This window comes from Pseudoduganella rhizocola, from assembly GCF_045984285.3.
Classification (GTDB): domain Bacteria; phylum Pseudomonadota; class Gammaproteobacteria; order Burkholderiales; family Burkholderiaceae_D; genus Rugamonas.
Genome location: NZ_JBJQIK030000012.1, coordinates 38556 through 54251, shown reverse-complemented (window position 1 = coordinate 54251; position 15696 = coordinate 38556). Strand labels below are relative to the sequence as shown.

The following is a 15696-nucleotide window of genomic DNA, read 5'->3' as shown; positions in this document are numbered from 1 at the left end:
CATGCGCAAGATCCGCATTCTCCTGCTGGCTTTCCTGTTTGTGCTGGGCATTTCGCATGCCCTGGCCAAATCGGTTCACACCTGCTGTGCAGGTGGAGATTGCGCGATCGCGCAGTGTATCGATATGGGATGCGCGCCGGCGGCGTGCGCCATTGCAGTAGGCGCCGTCCAATCCATTGCGCCGGTGCCGCAGCGTGCCGCATTCCCCGTGCAGGATACGCCTGCTCCGCCTGAACTGGCCGAGGAAATATGGACGCCCCCTGATTGAGCGGATGATGCCATTTCATCTTCCATCTCAATCACACAAGGAGTTTCCATGAAATCGAAAGCAATCAAAATCAGTGCAGCAGTTGGGCTGCTGCTCGCATCCGCAGCCGCACTCGCGGCAAATAACGCGTGCTGCGACAGCATTGCCTGCTGCCTGAAAATGATCGGCTGCTGCTGAACGCAGTAAGGCTTTAAGGAGGGCCGCGTCCGCGAGGGTTGCGGCCCTTTTCATTCCATGTCCGCCCGCCCGCTCACCTACGGAGAACAATCGCTGGCCAGGCTGCTGTTCGGCGACGCCATCGATTACACGCGGGTGCGTATTCACGACCGCGGCTACTTCTGGAAATTCCAGAGCCGCCACACGGCGGTTGCGCCGAATGGCCAGATCTATTTCAACCGCGAAGACTTCCTGACCGATTTTTCGCAGGCAGGGCCGAAGGGCATCCACTGGTTCATGCATGAGATGGTGCATGTGTGGCAGTGGCAGCTGGGCTATCGCCTGCGCCTGCGCGGTGCTTGCCGCATCGGCCTGACCTACCGCTATGAGCTGGCGCCGGACAAGCGGCTCGGCGATTTCAATAGGGAGGCCCAGGGCGACCTGCTGGCCGACTACTTCATGCTCAAGTTCTTCAATGCGCGCGGCGTGCTGGCGCAGCAGCAGTACGCGGATGCCTTGCCGCTGTTCGAGCAGGTGCTGGCGGACTTCCTGTTGCAGCCGCGGGCGACGCAGCATCTGCCCGGTGGCCATCGCATCTTCCGCTCACGCGCCAAGCATCGCCAGCCCGAGCAGGATAAAGGCCAGGCCTGACACCTTGCGCATGGCCGCCAGCCGGCGCGGTTCGGCAAGCCAGCCGCGCGCGTGGTGTGCAAGCAGCACGAAGGTGGCATGCGCGGTGATGGCGCATGCGATGAAGGTGCCGGTCAGGATCAGGAATTGTGCCCACAGGGGCCGGTCCGCCCGCACGAATTGCGGAAACAGTGCGGCGAAGAACAGCAGGCCCTTGGGATTCGTCAGCGCCACCAGCATGCCCTGTGCGAAGAGCCCCTTGCGCCGGCCCGCCTTCGGCGCAGCGGCAGCGGCGGAAAACCATTGGCGGATGCCGAGATAGACCAGGTATCCGCTGCCCGCCACCTTCAGCGCGAGAAAGGCCGCAGGCCAGGCCTGTAGCAGGCTTGCCACCCCGGCCAGCGCCACGCCGGCCACGATGCAGATGCCGGCCGCATTGCCCATCGAGCCGAGCATCGCCCGTTTGCCGCCGTGCTGCAGCGTGTTGGAGACGGCAAGCAGCACCGCCTGCCCCGGTGAGAAGGCCGTGAGCAGGCTGGCGAGCAGGTAGGGCAGCCATAAATGCAGTTCCATCCAGATTCCTTCCTTGTTGACAGCTCAATGCTAAGGGCAGATGATGGTCTTGAAAATTGAAATGTTCTGAATGAATGATGCTGAAAAACGGGATGATCGATGCGCCGCGTGACTTTTGACCTGGATGCCCTGCGCAGCTTCAGCGAAGGCATGGACAGCGGCAGCTTCGCCCGCGCGGCACAGCGCCTGAACCGCTCCACCTCCGCCGTCAGCGCCCACCTGCGCAAGCTGGAAGAACAGGCCGGCACGCCCATCCTGCGCAAGGAAGGGCGGGGACTGGCGCTCACCGAGGCGGGCGAGGTGCTGCTCAGCTATGCGCGCCGCATGCTGGCGCTGAACGACGAAGCGGCGATGGCGGTGGGCGGCAAGGACCTTGCGGGCGCGGTGCGCCTCGGCTTCCAGGAGGATTTCAGCGCCCACCTGCTGCCCGGCGTGCTGGGCGCCTTTGGCCGCAGCCATCCCGGCGTGCGCATCGAAGCGAGGATAGGGCGCAATGCGGAGCTGCTGGCGCAGATACAGGCGGCGGAGCTGGACCTGGCGCTGATGTGGAGCCACGGCGACCGCGCCACGCATATGGAGCTGCTGGGCGAGCATCCGCTGCACTGGATCGGCCCGGCCGATGACAGTGCCGCCGCCTGGCTGCGCAGCGGCGAGCCGGTGCCGCTGGTGGCGGTGCACGCGCCTTGCCATATGCGGAGCTATGCCACCGATACGCTGGACCGCCACGGTATTCCATGGCGCATTGCCGTCACCAGCCCAAGCCTGGGCGGCGTGTGGGCTGCGGTGTCGGCGGGGCTGGGCCTCGCGGTGCGGCCCGTGTTCGGCATGCCGGCGGGACTGCGTACCTGCGACGAAGGCTACCCGGCGCTGCCCACGGTGAACCTGGCGCTGCGGCGCGCGGAGGCTGAGCCGGGCCCGGTCTGTGAACGCCTGCGCGAGATTATTCGCCGGAGCGTGGCGCGCTGAGGCCTGCAGCCTGCGCCGTCAGTGTGCCAAGCACGCCATACAGCGGAACGATATTGCTCTTGTCATCCGGATAGACGCGGTTGGACAGGAAAACGTAGAAGGTCTTCGAGTCCGGATCCACCCACAGGATGCAGCCCGTAAAGCCGGTGTGGCCGAAACTCCCAACCGGGAAGATGGAACCGCGCGGCCTTGCATACGGCGAGTCGATGTCCATGCCCATTGCGCGCTTCGCCAGGCCTGGTGGCGACTGCACGGTCGTCAGCAGGCGCACGCTTTCCGCGCTGAGGATACGCACGCCATCCAGCTCGCCGCCATTCAGCAGCATGCGCGCATAGCGCGCGAGGTCGCCGGCCGTGGTGAACACGCCCGCGGAACCGGCCACGCCGCCCATGAAACGCGCCGTGGGGTCGTGCACCACGCCTTGCTGCACGGTTTCCGGCGGCAGGTCCCAATGGGCGGTCTTGTCGCCGTCCGTGGCCGGCGCTTTCTGCGTTGGCGCAATGCGGCCCTGCAGGAAGCGGCCCAGCGGCAGGTAGCCCGTGCTGTGCATGCCCAGCGGCGTGAAGATGCGCTGCTGCGCAAAGGCCGACAGCGGCATGCCGGACACGCGCTGAACCAGCTGGCCAAGCAGCACGTAGTTGATATCGGAATAGCGGAAGAAGGTGCCAGGCGGATTCGTCACCGTTTGCGAGCAAGCCAGCGCATGCGCCGCTGCGTCGCCACGCCATGCCGGCTTTGCGGGCAGGCCGGAAGGCAGGCCTGAGCTGTGCGTGAGCAGGTGCCGGATGGTGATGGCCTCCTTGCCGCCATTCGCGCATTCCGGGAAGTAGTCGGTCAGCTTCGCATCCAGCGCGATCTTGCCTTCCTGCGCAAGGATCAGCACCGAAGGCGCGGTGGACACCACCTTGGACAGCGAGGCCGCGTCATACAGCGTATCGAGGCTGACGTCCGCGCTGCCTGCTTCATAGGACAGCTTGCCGTAGGCATGCTGGTAGCGCACGCCCGCGTGCTCCATCCAGTACACGGCGCCGGGCAGCTTGCGTTCGGCGACATAGTCCTGGATGGCGCGGTCGATCTGTGCGGTATTGAGGAGGGGCCGCTGCGGCGCCATTGAGGCGCACGCGGCAAGCAACAGGAGTGGAGTGAGTGAGAGGAGCTTTTTCATGCCGCCAATGTAGCACAGGCATTGGCGGCATAAGGCACGGTCAGGAACTGGCTTGCTGTACCAGTCCGGAGCCATGGGCGCGATTCAGTTTGGGATACACGACCGGCACGGTCAGCATCGTGCTCGCCACCGCCATGAGCAACAGAGCGGTGAACGTCTCGCTGGTGATGATCTGCTTATCCAGCAGGATATTTGCGAAGATAATCATGATCAGCGCCTTGGTCTGCAGCAGCCAGCCAATGATGGAAGCCTCGCCTTCCTTCCACTTCAGGATGCGGCCGGCAATATGAATGCCGGCCAGTTTGCCGCTTACCGAGGCGACCAGCAGCACGCCTGCCGCAAGGAAGACCGCGTATCCGCCCATCGCCCAGTTGGTGCGAAGGCCGGTGCTGAGGAAGAACACCGGCATCACCGCCAGCAGGATATGTTCGCGGAAGAAGTCCATCTTCTTCTGATTGAACCAGTGCGCATCCATCACCACGCCGGCGAGGAAGGCCCCCACCATGAAGTGCAGGCCGGCCCAGTCGGCGCCGAAGCCGCAAATAGCAAGCCAGATCAGGGCGATGTACCAGCGGTCGCGTTCTTCCAGCCATGCCATCATGCGGCGGAAGGGAATGGTCAAGGCGCCGAATGCCAGCAGGAAGCCGGCCTGGCGGCCGACGCGCTCCCAGTCCAGCAGGATCAGCGCGAGCACGCCCCAGATGGCGATGTCGTCCAGGCTGGCGTAACGCAAAATGCGCTGTCCCATCGGCTGGCGCAGGATCTCCAGCTTCTCCATCAGCAGCACCAGGATGGGCAAGGCAGTGACGGCGCAGGACATGCCGATCCCGAGCACGAACTGCCAGCTCATTGCCTTGCCGCCCATCCAGCCCTCATAGCTCAACAGGCCCAGCGCGGCCACGCAGCCAAACAGCAGCGGCGTGCCGAGCGCGAGGCCGGCGGTGATGGTGCTTTCACGCCGGTATTCCCACGCTTTTTTGATATCGAGCTCGATCCCGGCAACCATCACGAAGATCATGACCGCCCACCATGCGATGCCGTTCAGCGATTGCACGACGGCCGGATTGAACACGAATTGGTAATACTCGGGATAGGCCTTTCCCAGAATGCCGGGGCCCAGCAGGATTCCCGTGATGATCTGCACCACAACCAATGGGGCGTAGTAGTCCGTCTTCCCGATGCGCCAGATGAGATAGGGCAGCGTGAAAATGATCAGCATCGCCAGCAGGAATATTTCGGTTGTGGTCATGTGCATCGGGTGTCTCCGTTTTTTGTCGTGTTATCCACCGGCTCCATGGGAGCGGTTCCATTGACCGTTACCTTATCACAAACGTATTACGTAATTACATAATATGTACTGGCTTGTTGTAAATTTGAAAAACTCGCCGCTTACTCGCCCTTGGGGCCGAAGCCCAGCACCTTGCCGGCATCGTCCACATCGAACTGCCAGGTGACTTTTTTCGTGCCATGGCGCGCCGCATATTCGCGGCGCGTTTTGCCGTCCGCGCTGCGTTCCAGCGTGAGCACGAATTCGTCCGTTGGCGAGAGCGAGCGGAAGAAGGGCAGCAGGAAGGTCTTGAGCGCGGGGATGAAGTCCGTCCGCGCCGAGGTGCTGAACTTCGCTTCGTCCACCCGTCCGGCAAAGCTGTCGGCCAGCACGCTGCGCAGCTGCGCGCTGAGCTCCGGCCTGCTGTCCGCTATGCCTTGCGGCAGTTGGACCGGCGGCGCAGGATAGTAGAGCTCGGAGATGCCCTGGGCGAGGTAAGGGTAGAGGGACTGGCCGTTCGTCAGCACCGCAATGCCCAGCCGCTCCTCGGGGAAGTACAGCACATCGGACAGCGCAGGTCCGCCGGAATGGCCAACCGTGTTCCGTCCATTGACCTTGCGCAGCGCCCAGCCAACGCCGAAGGAGGCCGGCTTGCCGTCGCCGAGCTGCTGCGGGTGCCACATCGCGCTTTTGCTGCTGTCGCTGAGGAAGGACCGCCCATCCAGGGCGGCGAGAACTTTGGCCAGGTCGGCCGCGGAGGTGTACAGGCCGCCCGCCGCGTAGCCGCGTTCACCGAAGGCGAAGGTGAAGTTGATGTGCCTCCCATCCTTCCAGTCATACACGCTGGCGCGGCGGGGAATCACTTCGATGCTGCGCCGCTCGCCATATCCGGCCGCCTGTTCAAAGGCCGTGGACTTCAGGCCGAGGGGCGCGCTGACTTCCGCGTTCAGCGCTTGCACGAAAGGCTTTCCCGACACGCTCTCGATGACCTTGCGCAGCACCACATAGGCTGAGATCCCGTATTCGGACGATGCACCCGGCGCGTGCGTCAGCGGCAGCTTCGCGGCCGCCTCGATATACTCGTCCATCGATGCTTCCGGGCCCACATCCACCCGGTCGGGAATGCCGGAAGAATGGTTCGCCAAGTGCCGCACCGTGATGGCCTGCCAGCTTGCGGGCGCCGCAGGCAGGTAGCGCGCGATGCCGGCATCCAGATCCAGCTTGCCCTGTTCCGCCAGCCGCATCATGAGCATGCCGGTGAACGGCTTGGTGGAGGACGCGAGCTGGAAGGCGGTGTCGGTGCCCGCCGGCCGGCTCCATTCGAGATTGGCGCTGCCATAGGCTTTCAGCTTGACCACCTTGCCCTGCTTTACAACGGCGACGGCCGCACCGGGCACGTGGTTGATCCGCATCTGCGCCTGCATATAGTCATCGATCTTGTCTGCCTTCGCGGCGGGCGCCGAGAGCAGCGCTGCTGCGGCAAGCCAGATAGGGAGCTTCGTCATCTTTCCTCCGTGTAGAAAATTTATTCTACATTGGATCATGGACAGATGAATGTCGTGAATTTGTATGTTCAGGAAAGCAGCAGAGCCTCGCGCAATGCGGCAGGCGTCTGGCCGGTCCAGCGTTTGAAGGAGCGGCGGAAGTTGGCTGCATCGTGGAAGCCGAGATAGGCCGCCAGCGTGTCGTTGTCGGCGCGGCGGCTGTGGAAGAGGTGCAGCGCCACGTGCGTGCGCACCTGGTCCAGTTCCGCCTGGAAGTGCGTGCCGTGCTTGTGCAGGTGGCGTTTCAGCGTGGCGGGGCTGATGCCGAAGTCGATGGCGGCCTGCTCCAGCGTGGGCATGCTGCGTACGCGATGCAGCAGGTAGTCATACAGGACGCTCAGCAAGCCCGGCGCGTGTGCGGGCTCCAGTGCGGCCTGTTCCAGCGCGCGCTGCGTGGCGCTGGCGCTGCCGCGCGGCCAGGGCTTGTCCAGCCATGTTGCATCGATCAGCATCGCGTCCAGGTGGCAGCCGAAGCGCAGCTCCGTACCCAGATGGACTTCGTGCTGCTCCAGATGGCGCGGCGCTGCGCGGTTGAAGCAGAAGCGCCACGGCAGGCGCTCGCCGCCCAGCCAGCGGCACAGCGACACCACGGCCGTCATATGCATCTCCACCAGCGCAGGCAGCAGGCCGGGAGCGCCGAAGCTGTCGGTCCAGTACAGCACCGCGAGGCCTTCGGCTTCCTGCAGGCGCGGCGTGAGCAGCGGCGTAAGGCGGCCGTGCCAGCCGCACAGGGTGCGCAGGGCCGAGCGCAGGTTCGGCGCCTGCAGCAGCGCGTGGCTGGGGGCGCCATCATGGCCAGGCAGCAGCTGCTGGCCCAGCATGAAGCTGCTGTCGCGGCTGTCGAGCAGGCGCAGTGCATTGCCGAGCAATTGCAGGTACTGCGATGCAGTGATATTGCCGTGGAGCGCATCGGCACTGCCGATGCCGCAGCCGCGCAGCAGTTCGTGATCCGCTACGTCGCGGCTGCGCGCATAGTCCAGCAGCAGCGCTGGCTGCTGCCGCGCTGGAATGCAGGCGTCACTGCTGGCGCAATAGGCGATCACACGGCAACCGGATCGTCCATGCGCCGGCTCAGGTCCGCCAGCAGTCCGTCGCCTGCACCGCAGGCGTCCGCGCACACATGGCGCAGGCTGACGATGATGCGGGCGCTGCCTGCATGGTGATGCATGCGGCCTACCATCTCGCACAGGTGGGCGGCGCGCACCCGGCCCTGCGCTTCGTTCACGCCGGGCAGCAGCAGGGCGAAGCGGTCGCCCGCATAGCGCACCAGCAGGTCTTCATTGCGCAGGTTGAGCAGGAGCATATGGCTTACCGCCTGCAGCAGCCGGTCGCCTTCGCGCTGGCCGTATTCGCGGTTGATGCTGTGGAAGCGGTCGATATCCAGCAGCACCAGCGCACACTGGCCGCCCGCCTGGCGCGACTGTTCCAGCTTGAGCTGGGCGCGCAGGTAGCTTGCGTCCGCGAGCTGGGTAATGCGGTCGAAAGCGCGGTGATCGCGGAACAGGCGTTCGCGTTTCTGCAGGTGTTCGTTCAGGGTGAACTGCTCGCGGCGCCAGTACACCATGCCGGCCGTCAGAACCGCCATCCCCAGCGGCATCAGGGCTTCCAGCCAGTTGTCCCACAGCGCTGCCTTGTCGATGCGGTAGAACTCATCGAGGCAATCGGCCCAGGAGCCAATCATGATGGCCGCCAGTCCACCCGCCAGCAGGCGCGTCACCAGTCCGCCGGGACGGCTGCTGAGCGTGAGCAGGAACCAGATGCCCGCCATGGCCGCGGTGCCGCCTTCGCCCACGATGTCCATCCAGCGCCAGAGCGTCATCGGCTTCTGTTCGCCGGCGCTGGCGTACAGGAACAGGCAGGCCGCCAGCGCAAGCATGGCGGCGACTACGGCATTGCGGTGCAGTCTGAGCATGGGAGCAGGGAAGAGTGATGAATAACCGTGCAGGGTATGCCTGCCGCGTGACGACTTGATGACATCGTTGCAATCGCGCCGCAGGTGCAAACGGCTCACGATTTTCTTGCGGGCCGCAGGCGCCGCAGGCCTGTACTGGCGCCGCTGCTTCGCGGCACGGGTCATTTCAGCTCAAAGCGCGATGGCCGGTGCGTATTTGGCTGACGGAGGCGGTGGCGCGTAACACAACGGTCATATGCGCTCCCTAGAATCCGCTCCGTTCTCCACTTCTGCTGACCACAACATCATGCGAAAAATGATTATCCCCTCGCTGCGCCTCACCGCACTGAGCGCAGGCATCTTCACCATGTGCGGCGCGCAGGCGCAGGCCGACTCCGGCGCGATGGCCGCCAGCGTTATCGTTGCCAGCCAGCGCGCCAGCATGAGCAAGGCCATTGCCGCGCAGGACAAGGCCGACAACATCATCAGCGTCGTCAGCAGCGACGATATCGGCGGCCTGCCGGACAAGAACGCGGCGGAAGCGCTGGCGCGCCTGCCGGGTGTCTCCGTCGAGCGCGACCAGGGCGAAGGCCGCTATGTCACCGTGCGCGGCCTCGGCCCGGACCTGAATGCCGTCACCATCAACGGCGCTGTGGTGCCATCGCCGGAATCGGGCCGCCGCGCCGTGGCGCTGGACGTGCTGCCATCGGGCCTGGTGCGCTCGCTGGAAGTGATCAAGACCCTGACGCCGGAAATGGACGCGAACTCGCTGGGCGGCACCGTCGAGGTAAAAACGCTGTCGGCCTTCGACCTTCCCGGCGCGCTGCTGTCGGCCAGCGCAGGCGCCAGCTATGACCAGAATACGGACCAGACCAGCCCAGGCGCGGGCCTGCTGTGGGCACAGCGCTTCATGGAGGGCAAGCTGGGCGTGACCGCTGCCTTCAGCGGCGAGAAGCGCAAGTTCGGCTCCGAGAACGTGGAAACGGGCGGCGCATGGGAAGACAATGCACTGACCGGCTTCGAATTCCGCGACTACCTGCCGGTGCGCGAACGCAAGGCTGCGGCACTGAACCTGGACTACCGGCCGGCGGCGGGCAGCAGCTATACACTGCGCAGCCTGCTCAGCCGCTTCAGCGACGACGAAGTGCGCGACCGCCTCACCATCAGCAATATCAAGGGCGGCTCGCTGGAGGAGGGCGAAACCGATACCGCGCGCGCCGAGCGCCGCCTGCGCCAGCGTAAGTACACGCAGGAGATCCGTTCGCTGGTGCTTGGTACCGAACAGAAGTTCGACGGCTGGCAATTCAAATTCGAAGCGGCCGCCAGCAAGGCGGATGAAGATACGCCCGAGTCCATCAACGACGCGCGCTTCCGTGGCGCGTCCAACTTCAGCGGTGTTGGCTTCACCAACAGCCAGGTGCCTCACCTTGTGGCCCCGGCCAGCATCTACGATGCCGCCAGCTACAACCTGAATGCCATCACGCTGCAGCAGCGCTATTCGAACGACAAGGAAAAGCATGTGCGTTTCGATCTCGGACGCGAGATGGAGCTCGGCGACTTCCGCGCAAACGTCAAGTTCGGCGCCAAGGCGAGCCGCCGCGACAAGGAAAACGATACCAACCAGTGGGCCTACAACAGCAGCAAGAGCTCCAGCGGCAACTACTGGGGCGCCGGTCCGACGTCGATGACGTCCTTCGTCAGCGGCCAGCAGCTGGACTACAAGCTGGGTAATATCGGTCCGGCCATCAGCCCCGCCGCAGTGCGCGCCCGTATCGTGGGCCTGGCACGCGCAGGTGCGCAGTTGGACGCCGAATCGGCACTGGACGATTACGCGATGAGCGAAGACATCAACGCGGGCTATCTGCAGGCCACGCTGTCGCGCGGCGACTGGCGGCTGCTGGCGGGTGTGCGCGGTGAGCGTACTGCCTTCAAGGCGGCGGGCTTCCAGGTCTCCGAAGACGATATTACGGCCGTGAAGCATGAACGTTCCTATACCAACTGGCTGCCGTCCGCGCAGCTGCGCTACGACGCGGACCAGCACACCAGCATCCGCGCCGCATGGAGCAATTCGGTGGTGCGCGCCAACTTCAGCCAGCTCGCGCCAGCCGTTGCCCTCGATAGCGACACCGAAGCCACGATCGGCAATCCCGGCCTCGCCCCGCTCAAGTCGCATAACCTGGACTTTGGCGTGGAACATGCAATCGGCAGCGATGGGGTGATCTCCGCCTACGCCTTCTTCAAGGACATCAGCAACTTCACCTACACCACCAATCTGGCGGGCAGCGGCAAATGGACAGATTATGAGAGCGCGATCTCTTATGCCAACGGCGACAAGGCGCGCGTGAAAGGCATCGAACTCTCCTGGCAGCAGCCGCTGCGCATGCTGCCCGCACCATTCAACGGCCTGCTGGTCGGTGTGAACGGCGCCCTGATCGATTCGCGCGCGGCCATCGAGAGCTACGACGCGGGCAGCAAACGCCGTGTGCGCCGCAATATCGCCATGCCGTCGCAATCCGACCGCGTGATGAACCTGATGCTCGGCTACGAAAATGGCCCCATCAGCACGCGCCTGGCGCTTAACTACAAATCCGCCTACCTGCTGGAGCTGGGCGCCGATGTGCTGGACCCAAGCCAGGACCACGTTGTCGACAGCCAGAAGCAGCTGGACTTCGCCTTCGGCTGGCAGCTCAGCAAGCGCGTGCAGCTTACGTTCGAAGCGGCCAACCTGAACAACGAGAAGTACTATGTCTACCAGGGCAGCCGCAATCACAATATGCAGTACGAGCAGTACGGACGTACTTACAAGATTGGCCTCAAGGCCAGCCTGTTCTGAGGATGCACATGAGGATCAAGCAAATGAAGGCCGCAACCGCGGTAGTCCTGGCGGCGCTGGCGGTGGGCGCGCAGGCGGCGCCGCCGGCCGGCGTCTCTGAAGCGGTAGCCATGGCGGACGGCGGCTGGCTGGCGCTGGGCCGCAACGCCCTGCACCTGTACGGCGCCGATGGCGGCGAGCGTGCGAAGCTCGCATTGCGCGGGCGGCAGCTGGACAGCCGGCCATCGCCGGACGGTGCGCTCGCCATCGTGATCGATGCAAACGCGGAGCAGGCCGTGCCCGTGCGCGTGAGCAGCCGGCAGGGCAGCATCGCGGCGGACGCGGCGCTTCCCGCCGTGGGCTTCGGCATCGAAGCCGCCTGCCTGTATCGCGACGCCCAGCAGCTCGACCACGTGTTCCTGATTGCGAAGGACGGCCAGGCGGAGCAATGGCTGCTCAGTGGGCAGAAGCCGCAGCGGGTGCGCCGCCTTGCGCTGCCGCCGCATGTGAAGCATTGCCGCGTGGATGACGCCACGGCGACGCTGTATGTCAGCGAAAACGGCTTCGGCGTATGGGCCTATGGCGCAGACGCGGAAGGCGTCGATCACCGCAGTGCGGTTGCGCTTCGGGCGCCATATGGCAAGCTGGCCGACGGCTCCGGGGCCCTGGCCACGCTGCCGGGTGGGCTGGCGGTGCTGGATGCCAAAGGCAAGGCTCTGCACAGCTTCAGCTACCGTGATGGCGCGTGGACGGAGCAGCCGGTGCGCAAGCTCGCGGCGGCGGCCAGTCCGCGCGCCCTGGCGCTGGATGGGAAAGGCAAGCTGTTCACGCTCTCCGGTGATGAGGAGCGCTGGCAGGAGCTCGCACTGCGCTGGGCGCCGCCGGCGCCTGCGCCACAGCTCCCGGTGGTGCAGCCGCGCGCGCAAACGGAGCCGGTGGCGCGTGCGGGCGACGCGGCGGATGATCCCGCGATCTGGCTGCATGCCACGGATCCGCAGGCATCCCGTGTACTCGGCACGAACAAGAAGCAGGGCCTGCTGGTCTACGACCTGCAGGGCCGCCAGCTGCAGCTGCTTGAATCGGGACGCCTGAACAATGTGGATGTGCGCCAGAACGTGGAACTGGATGGCCGGCGCTTCGACCTGGCGGCAGCCACGCAGCGCGATGAAAACGCGATTGTGCTGTTCACCATCGATGCAGATGGACAGGTGAGCGAAGCCGCGCGTTTTCCCACTGGCCTGCGCGAAATCTACGGCGCCTGCCTCTACCATCCCGCCGGCGGCGCGCTGGAAATCTTCGTAAACGACAAGGACGGCAGCTACCAGCAGTACCGTGTTGGGCGCAGCGGCGGCAAGTTTACGAGTACCTTGCTGCGCCGTTTCTCGGTGTCGAGCCAGCCGGAAGGCTGCGCGGCGGACGACCGCACCGGCCAGCTCTTTGTGGGCGAGGAGAAGAAGGGCGTGTGGGTGACGGCTGCATCGGCGGAGAAAGCAACACCGCTGAAGATGGCGCTGCCCGTCGGCGGCCTGCTGAAGGCGGACGTGGAAGGCATGTCCGTCTATCACGGCAGCCAGGCGAACTACCTCGTGGTTTCCAGCCAGGGCAACAACAGCTATATCGTGATGGAGTCGGCGCCGCCGTTCAAGGTGCGCGGCGCCTTCCGCATCGGCTTCAATGTGGAAGCGGGCATTGACGGGGCCTCGGAAACCGATGGCCTGGATGTTACCTCCGCCAACCTCGGCGGCCCTTACGGGCGCGGCATGCTGGTGGTGCAGGACGGCTTCAAGCGCCTGCCGGATGGTCCGCAGAACTTCAAGTATGTGGCCTGGGACGATATCGCCCGTGCGCTGAAGCTGGATTGATTCAGGGTTTCTTGCGCACTTCCGCCTGATCCGGCGCAACGGCCGGGGACATGAAGGGGACCGGCTTGCCGGTCCCTTTGTCTATCAGCTGCGAATGCCATTCGCCCTTGGCGAACAGATGCCGCTCGCCCCACTGGCGCAGCGCCACTATCACCGGGAACAGGCTTTCGCCTGCAGGGGTGAGCACATACTCCTGGTAGGACGTCCCGTCCGACGCGGGCCGGGTTTCGAGTATGCCTGCTTCGACCAGGCGGCGCAGGCGGTCCGAAAGGATATTGCGCGCCATGCCGAGGTTGCGTTGAAAGTCGCCGAAACGCCGCATGCCGTCGAAGGCATCGCGCACGATCAGCAGCGACCAGCGGTCGCCGATCAGGTCGACCGAGCGTGCCACGGGGCAGGGTTCGGATTTTTTGCTCATATGTCCTCCGGTTGCATTTTAAAACCAGAACGCCTATGATTCAACTGGTTTCATTTTGCAACCGGATGACTTAATGACTTCCCGCTACCTCATCGCGCTGTTTGCCACTGCCAGTGGCCTCAGCGTGGCAAACGTGTATTTCGCCCAGCCCCTGCTCGACGCACTGGCGCTGGATTTCGGCATCAGCCACGCCACTGTCGGCGGCGTGGTGACGGCGACGCAGCTGGGCTGTGCGCTGGCGCTCCTGCTGCTGGTGCCCCTTGGCGACCTTCTGAACCGCCGCACCCTCATGCTCACGCAGCTCGGGGCACTCTTCGCGGCGCTGCTGCTAGTGGCTTCGTCACGCAGCAGCACGCTGCTGCTGTTCGGCATGACGGCCGTTGGCATGCTGGGCACGGCAATGACGCAAGGCCTGATCGCATACGCTGCCAGCGCCGCAGTGCCGGAGGAAAGAGGCCGTGTGGTGGGCGCGGCGGGGGGCGGTGTGTTTATCGGCCTGCTGCTGGCCCGCGTCTTTGCCGGTGCGGTCAGCGATATTGCGGGCTGGCGTGGAGTCTACGTGGGCGCCGCGCTGCTGATGCTGGCGCTCGCGGTACCGCTGTGGCGCGGCTTGCCGCAGCTGGGAGCCCCGCGTGCAGGCATCAGCTATCCGCGCCTGATCGCTTCCATGTTCGTACTGCTCAGGGAAGAGCGCACGCTGCGCGTACGCGGCACATTGGCCTTTCTGATGTTCGCCGTCTTCAATATCTTCTGGAGCGCGCTCGTGTTGCCGCTGAGCGCTCCGCCGTACAGCTATTCCCATACGGCGATCGGCGCCTTTGGCCTTGTGGGCGCCGTCAGCGCCTTCGCTGCCTCGTGGGCCGGAAAGCTGGCGGACCGGGGACTCGGACAGCGCACAACGACGCAGGCGCTGCTGCTCCTGGTCTTCGCCTGGCTGCCGCTCTCGCTGCTGGATTGGTCGATATGGCCTTTGCTGGCGGGCGTTGTGCTGCTCGACCTTGCGGGCCAGGCCTTGCACGTGACGAACCAGAGCATGATCTTCCGCACCCGTCCGGAAGCGCACAGCAGGCTGGTTGGCGCCTACATGCTGTTCTATGCATCGGGCAGCGGGCTTGGCGCCATCGGTGCGACATCGAGTTTCGCCGCATTCGGCTGGGCAGGCGTCTGCGTGCTTGGCGCCGCCGTCAGCCTCGCGGCGCTGCTTTACTGGCTGAGCACCGGCAGGACTTCCTGACCCAGCTCCTGAATGACCTCGCGCGCGGGACGGCCGTGCGATGAAAGATTGAAGATCACGTGGCCGACGCCGAGCGCCTGCATGCGGCGCAGGTAATCGATCAGCGCCAGGCGGCCGGTGCGCAGGCCAAGTTCCAGCGGTTCGGGCGCCGCATGCGGATCGGCCAGCAGGTCCAGCTGCACCGACTGGATGAAAGGTTTGGGTACGCCGGGCGATTTCTGTTCCAGCGCCTGATGCCACAGGTCGATGCGGCCCTGCTGGCGTGCTTCCTCGCGGTGGTAGGTGGCCCAGCCATCCGCATTGGCGGCGATCCACTGCAATGACTGGCGTGCGGTGCCGACCACGATCATGGGAATCTGCGCCGCTGGCGCCGCCATGATGTCGTAGCCGCCGGTTGCCGCCAGCAGCGCTTCGCGCTCCTGCGGCGCCAGTGCGGCGCGCACCAGCGGCCAGCGCTCGCGGTAACTGTCGCCGCGTGCTTCCAGGTCTTCGCCAAAGGCCGAGAACTCGGCCGGACGGTCGCCCGAACCCATGCCGAGGATGAAGCGGCCCTTGCTGAGGCGGTCCAATGACAGCGCCGACTTGGCCACGTGCAGCGGGTGCCGCAGCGGCAGCACAATCGCCGCCGCGCCTACCGCAATCCGCGTGGTGGCCGAAGCGAGGGCGGCCAGCCACAGGAAAGGATCGTCGAGGGCGCTGGCCGTGTTGTCGCTGCCCTGGGGGATCATGACCGGCACATCGCGCGTCCACAAGGCCGCAAACCCCAACTCGTCCGCCAGCGCGGCAAGGCTGAGCGTTTCGTCCACGCCGGCCATGCCGCCGGCCGGCGACGTGAAAGGCGTCATGATGCCGAGGCTGATGCCGCCGGCCGGGAACACGCGCGCATACGCTGCGTTGAAGCCGGCCATGC

The 15696-nt window shown here is 65.1% G+C and carries 15 protein-coding genes; 7 read left to right on the top strand and 8 right to left on the bottom strand.

Features of this window, described 5'->3' with window-relative positions:
* Position 1 precedes the first annotated feature (1 nt).
* Genes ACJRPG_RS21720 through ACJRPG_RS21710 form a run of 3 tightly spaced genes read left to right on the top strand, consistent with a single transcriptional unit; the run spans position 2 to position 1075 of the window.
* Entirely contained in the window at positions 2-268 is a 267-nt protein-coding gene (locus ACJRPG_RS21720) for a hypothetical protein (protein ID WP_408002189.1), read from the top strand.
* A gap of 48 nt (positions 269-316) precedes the next feature.
* A complete protein-coding gene (locus ACJRPG_RS21715) occupies positions 317-445 on the top strand; it encodes a hypothetical protein (protein WP_408002188.1) in 129 nt (42 codons plus the stop codon).
* Positions 446-502: 57 nt separating this feature from the next.
* Positions 503-1075, top strand: coding sequence for a Rhs element Vgr protein (locus tag ACJRPG_RS21710; RefSeq protein ID WP_408002187.1), 573 nt, complete (start codon positions 503-505; stop codon positions 1073-1075).
* Here the strand turns inward: ACJRPG_RS21710 and ACJRPG_RS21705 are convergent.
* A complete protein-coding gene (locus ACJRPG_RS21705) occupies positions 1028-1627 on the bottom strand; it encodes a LysE family translocator (protein ID WP_408002186.1) in 600 nt (199 codons plus the stop codon). The two genes, ACJRPG_RS21710 and ACJRPG_RS21705, sit on opposite strands and share 48 nt — an antisense overlap.
* Before the next feature lie 99 nt (positions 1628-1726).
* Here ACJRPG_RS21705 and ACJRPG_RS21700 point away from each other — a divergent pair, with 99 nt between their 5' ends.
* Entirely contained in the window at positions 1727-2593 is an 867-nt protein-coding gene (locus ACJRPG_RS21700) for a LysR substrate-binding domain-containing protein (RefSeq protein ID WP_408002185.1), read from the top strand.
* On the opposite strand, the gene ACJRPG_RS21695 is transcribed toward ACJRPG_RS21700, so the two are convergent.
* The 5 genes from ACJRPG_RS21695 to ACJRPG_RS21675 all read right to left on the bottom strand — a co-directional run bounded on the left by ACJRPG_RS21695 (position 2568) and on the right by ACJRPG_RS21675 (position 8646).
* On the bottom strand, positions 2568-3704 hold the full coding sequence (locus ACJRPG_RS21695) for a serine hydrolase domain-containing protein (RefSeq protein WP_408002184.1): 1137 nt from the start codon (positions 3702-3704) through the stop codon (positions 2568-2570). The genes ACJRPG_RS21700 and ACJRPG_RS21695 overlap by 26 nt on opposite strands.
* A 94-nt stretch (positions 3705-3798) precedes the next feature.
* Positions 3799-5013: a cation:proton antiporter gene (locus tag ACJRPG_RS21690; protein ID WP_408002183.1), complete on the bottom strand. Its 1215-nt coding sequence runs from the start codon at positions 5011-5013 to the stop codon at positions 3799-3801.
* Between the two features lie 134 nt (positions 5014-5147).
* On the bottom strand, positions 5148-6530 hold the full coding sequence (locus ACJRPG_RS21685) for a serine hydrolase domain-containing protein (RefSeq protein WP_408002182.1): 1383 nt from the start codon (positions 6528-6530) through the stop codon (positions 5148-5150).
* Positions 6531-6598: 68 nt separating this feature from the next.
* Positions 6599-7612, bottom strand: a complete 1014-nt coding sequence (locus ACJRPG_RS21680; RefSeq protein ID WP_408002181.1) for an AraC family transcriptional regulator — start codon at positions 7610-7612, stop codon at positions 6599-6601.
* A complete protein-coding gene (locus ACJRPG_RS21675) occupies positions 7609-8646 on the bottom strand; it encodes a GGDEF domain-containing protein (protein WP_408002180.1) in 1038 nt (345 codons plus the stop codon). Before ACJRPG_RS21675 ends, ACJRPG_RS21680 begins: the two co-directional genes overlap by 4 nt.
* Before the next feature lie 121 nt (positions 8647-8767).
* Between ACJRPG_RS21675 and ACJRPG_RS21670 the strand changes: the two genes are divergently transcribed.
* Together ACJRPG_RS21670 and ACJRPG_RS21665 are read left to right on the top strand one after the other, a co-directional pair.
* On the top strand, positions 8768-11293 hold the full coding sequence (locus ACJRPG_RS21670) for a TonB-dependent receptor (RefSeq protein ID WP_408002179.1): 2526 nt from the start codon (positions 8768-8770) through the stop codon (positions 11291-11293).
* A 23-nt stretch (positions 11294-11316) separates the two neighbouring features.
* Positions 11317-13134 (top strand): phytase, encoded by a 1818-nt coding sequence (locus ACJRPG_RS21665; protein WP_408002178.1) that lies wholly within the window; start codon positions 11317-11319, stop codon positions 13132-13134.
* A 1-nt stretch (position 13135) separates the two neighbouring features.
* Here the strand turns inward: ACJRPG_RS21665 and ACJRPG_RS21660 are convergent, their stop codons facing one another.
* The gene (locus ACJRPG_RS21660) at positions 13136-13552 is read right to left on the bottom strand and encodes a winged helix-turn-helix transcriptional regulator (protein WP_408002177.1); all 417 of its coding nucleotides are present in this window, start codon (positions 13550-13552) and stop codon (positions 13136-13138) included.
* 73 nt (positions 13553-13625) lie between these two features.
* Here ACJRPG_RS21660 and ACJRPG_RS21655 point away from each other — a divergent pair, with 73 nt between their 5' ends.
* Positions 13626-14786: an MFS transporter gene (locus ACJRPG_RS21655; protein ID WP_408002176.1), complete on the top strand. Its 1161-nt coding sequence runs from the start codon at positions 13626-13628 to the stop codon at positions 14784-14786.
* Here the strand turns inward: ACJRPG_RS21655 and ACJRPG_RS21650 are convergent.
* On the bottom strand, positions 14756-15694 hold the full coding sequence (locus ACJRPG_RS21650) for a TIGR03571 family LLM class oxidoreductase (RefSeq protein ID WP_408002175.1): 939 nt from the start codon (positions 15692-15694) through the stop codon (positions 14756-14758). The two genes, ACJRPG_RS21655 and ACJRPG_RS21650, sit on opposite strands and share 31 nt — an antisense overlap.
* Positions 15695-15696: the final 2 nt, after the last annotated feature.

What these genes read in the sequence shown, in the direction of transcription:
- ACJRPG_RS21690 (WP_408002183.1), bottom strand. Translation starts at nt 5,013, where the DNA reads ATGCACATGACCACAACCGAAATATTCCTGCTGGCGATGCTGATCATT.
- ACJRPG_RS21700 (WP_408002185.1), top strand. Translation starts at nt 1,727, where the DNA reads ATGCGCCGCGTGACTTTTGACCTGGATGCCCTGCGCAGCTTCAGCGAA.
- ACJRPG_RS21715 (WP_408002188.1), top strand. Translation starts at nt 317, where the DNA reads ATGAAATCGAAAGCAATCAAAATCAGTGCAGCAGTTGGGCTGCTGCTC.
- ACJRPG_RS21650 (WP_408002175.1), bottom strand. Translation starts at nt 15,694, where the DNA reads ATGGCCGGCTTCAACGCAGCGTATGCGCGCGTGTTCCCGGCCGGCGGC.
- ACJRPG_RS21670 (WP_408002179.1), top strand. Translation starts at nt 8,768, where the DNA reads ATGCGAAAAATGATTATCCCCTCGCTGCGCCTCACCGCACTGAGCGCA.
- ACJRPG_RS21705 (WP_408002186.1), bottom strand. Translation starts at nt 1,627, where the DNA reads ATGGAACTGCATTTATGGCTGCCCTACCTGCTCGCCAGCCTGCTCACG.
- ACJRPG_RS21655 (WP_408002176.1), top strand. Translation starts at nt 13,626, where the DNA reads ATGACTTCCCGCTACCTCATCGCGCTGTTTGCCACTGCCAGTGGCCTC.
- ACJRPG_RS21720 (WP_408002189.1), top strand. Translation starts at nt 2, where the DNA reads ATGCGCAAGATCCGCATTCTCCTGCTGGCTTTCCTGTTTGTGCTGGGC.
- ACJRPG_RS21675 (WP_408002180.1), bottom strand. Translation starts at nt 8,646, where the DNA reads ATGACCCGTGCCGCGAAGCAGCGGCGCCAGTACAGGCCTGCGGCGCCT.
- ACJRPG_RS21660 (WP_408002177.1), bottom strand. Translation starts at nt 13,552, where the DNA reads ATGAGCAAAAAATCCGAACCCTGCCCCGTGGCACGCTCGGTCGACCTG.
- ACJRPG_RS21685 (WP_408002182.1), bottom strand. Translation starts at nt 6,530, where the DNA reads ATGACGAAGCTCCCTATCTGGCTTGCCGCAGCAGCGCTGCTCTCGGCG.
- ACJRPG_RS21695 (WP_408002184.1), bottom strand. Translation starts at nt 3,704, where the DNA reads ATGGCGCCGCAGCGGCCCCTCCTCAATACCGCACAGATCGACCGCGCC.
- ACJRPG_RS21665 (WP_408002178.1), top strand. Translation starts at nt 11,317, where the DNA reads ATGAAGGCCGCAACCGCGGTAGTCCTGGCGGCGCTGGCGGTGGGCGCG.
- ACJRPG_RS21710 (WP_408002187.1), top strand. Translation starts at nt 503, where the DNA reads ATGTCCGCCCGCCCGCTCACCTACGGAGAACAATCGCTGGCCAGGCTG.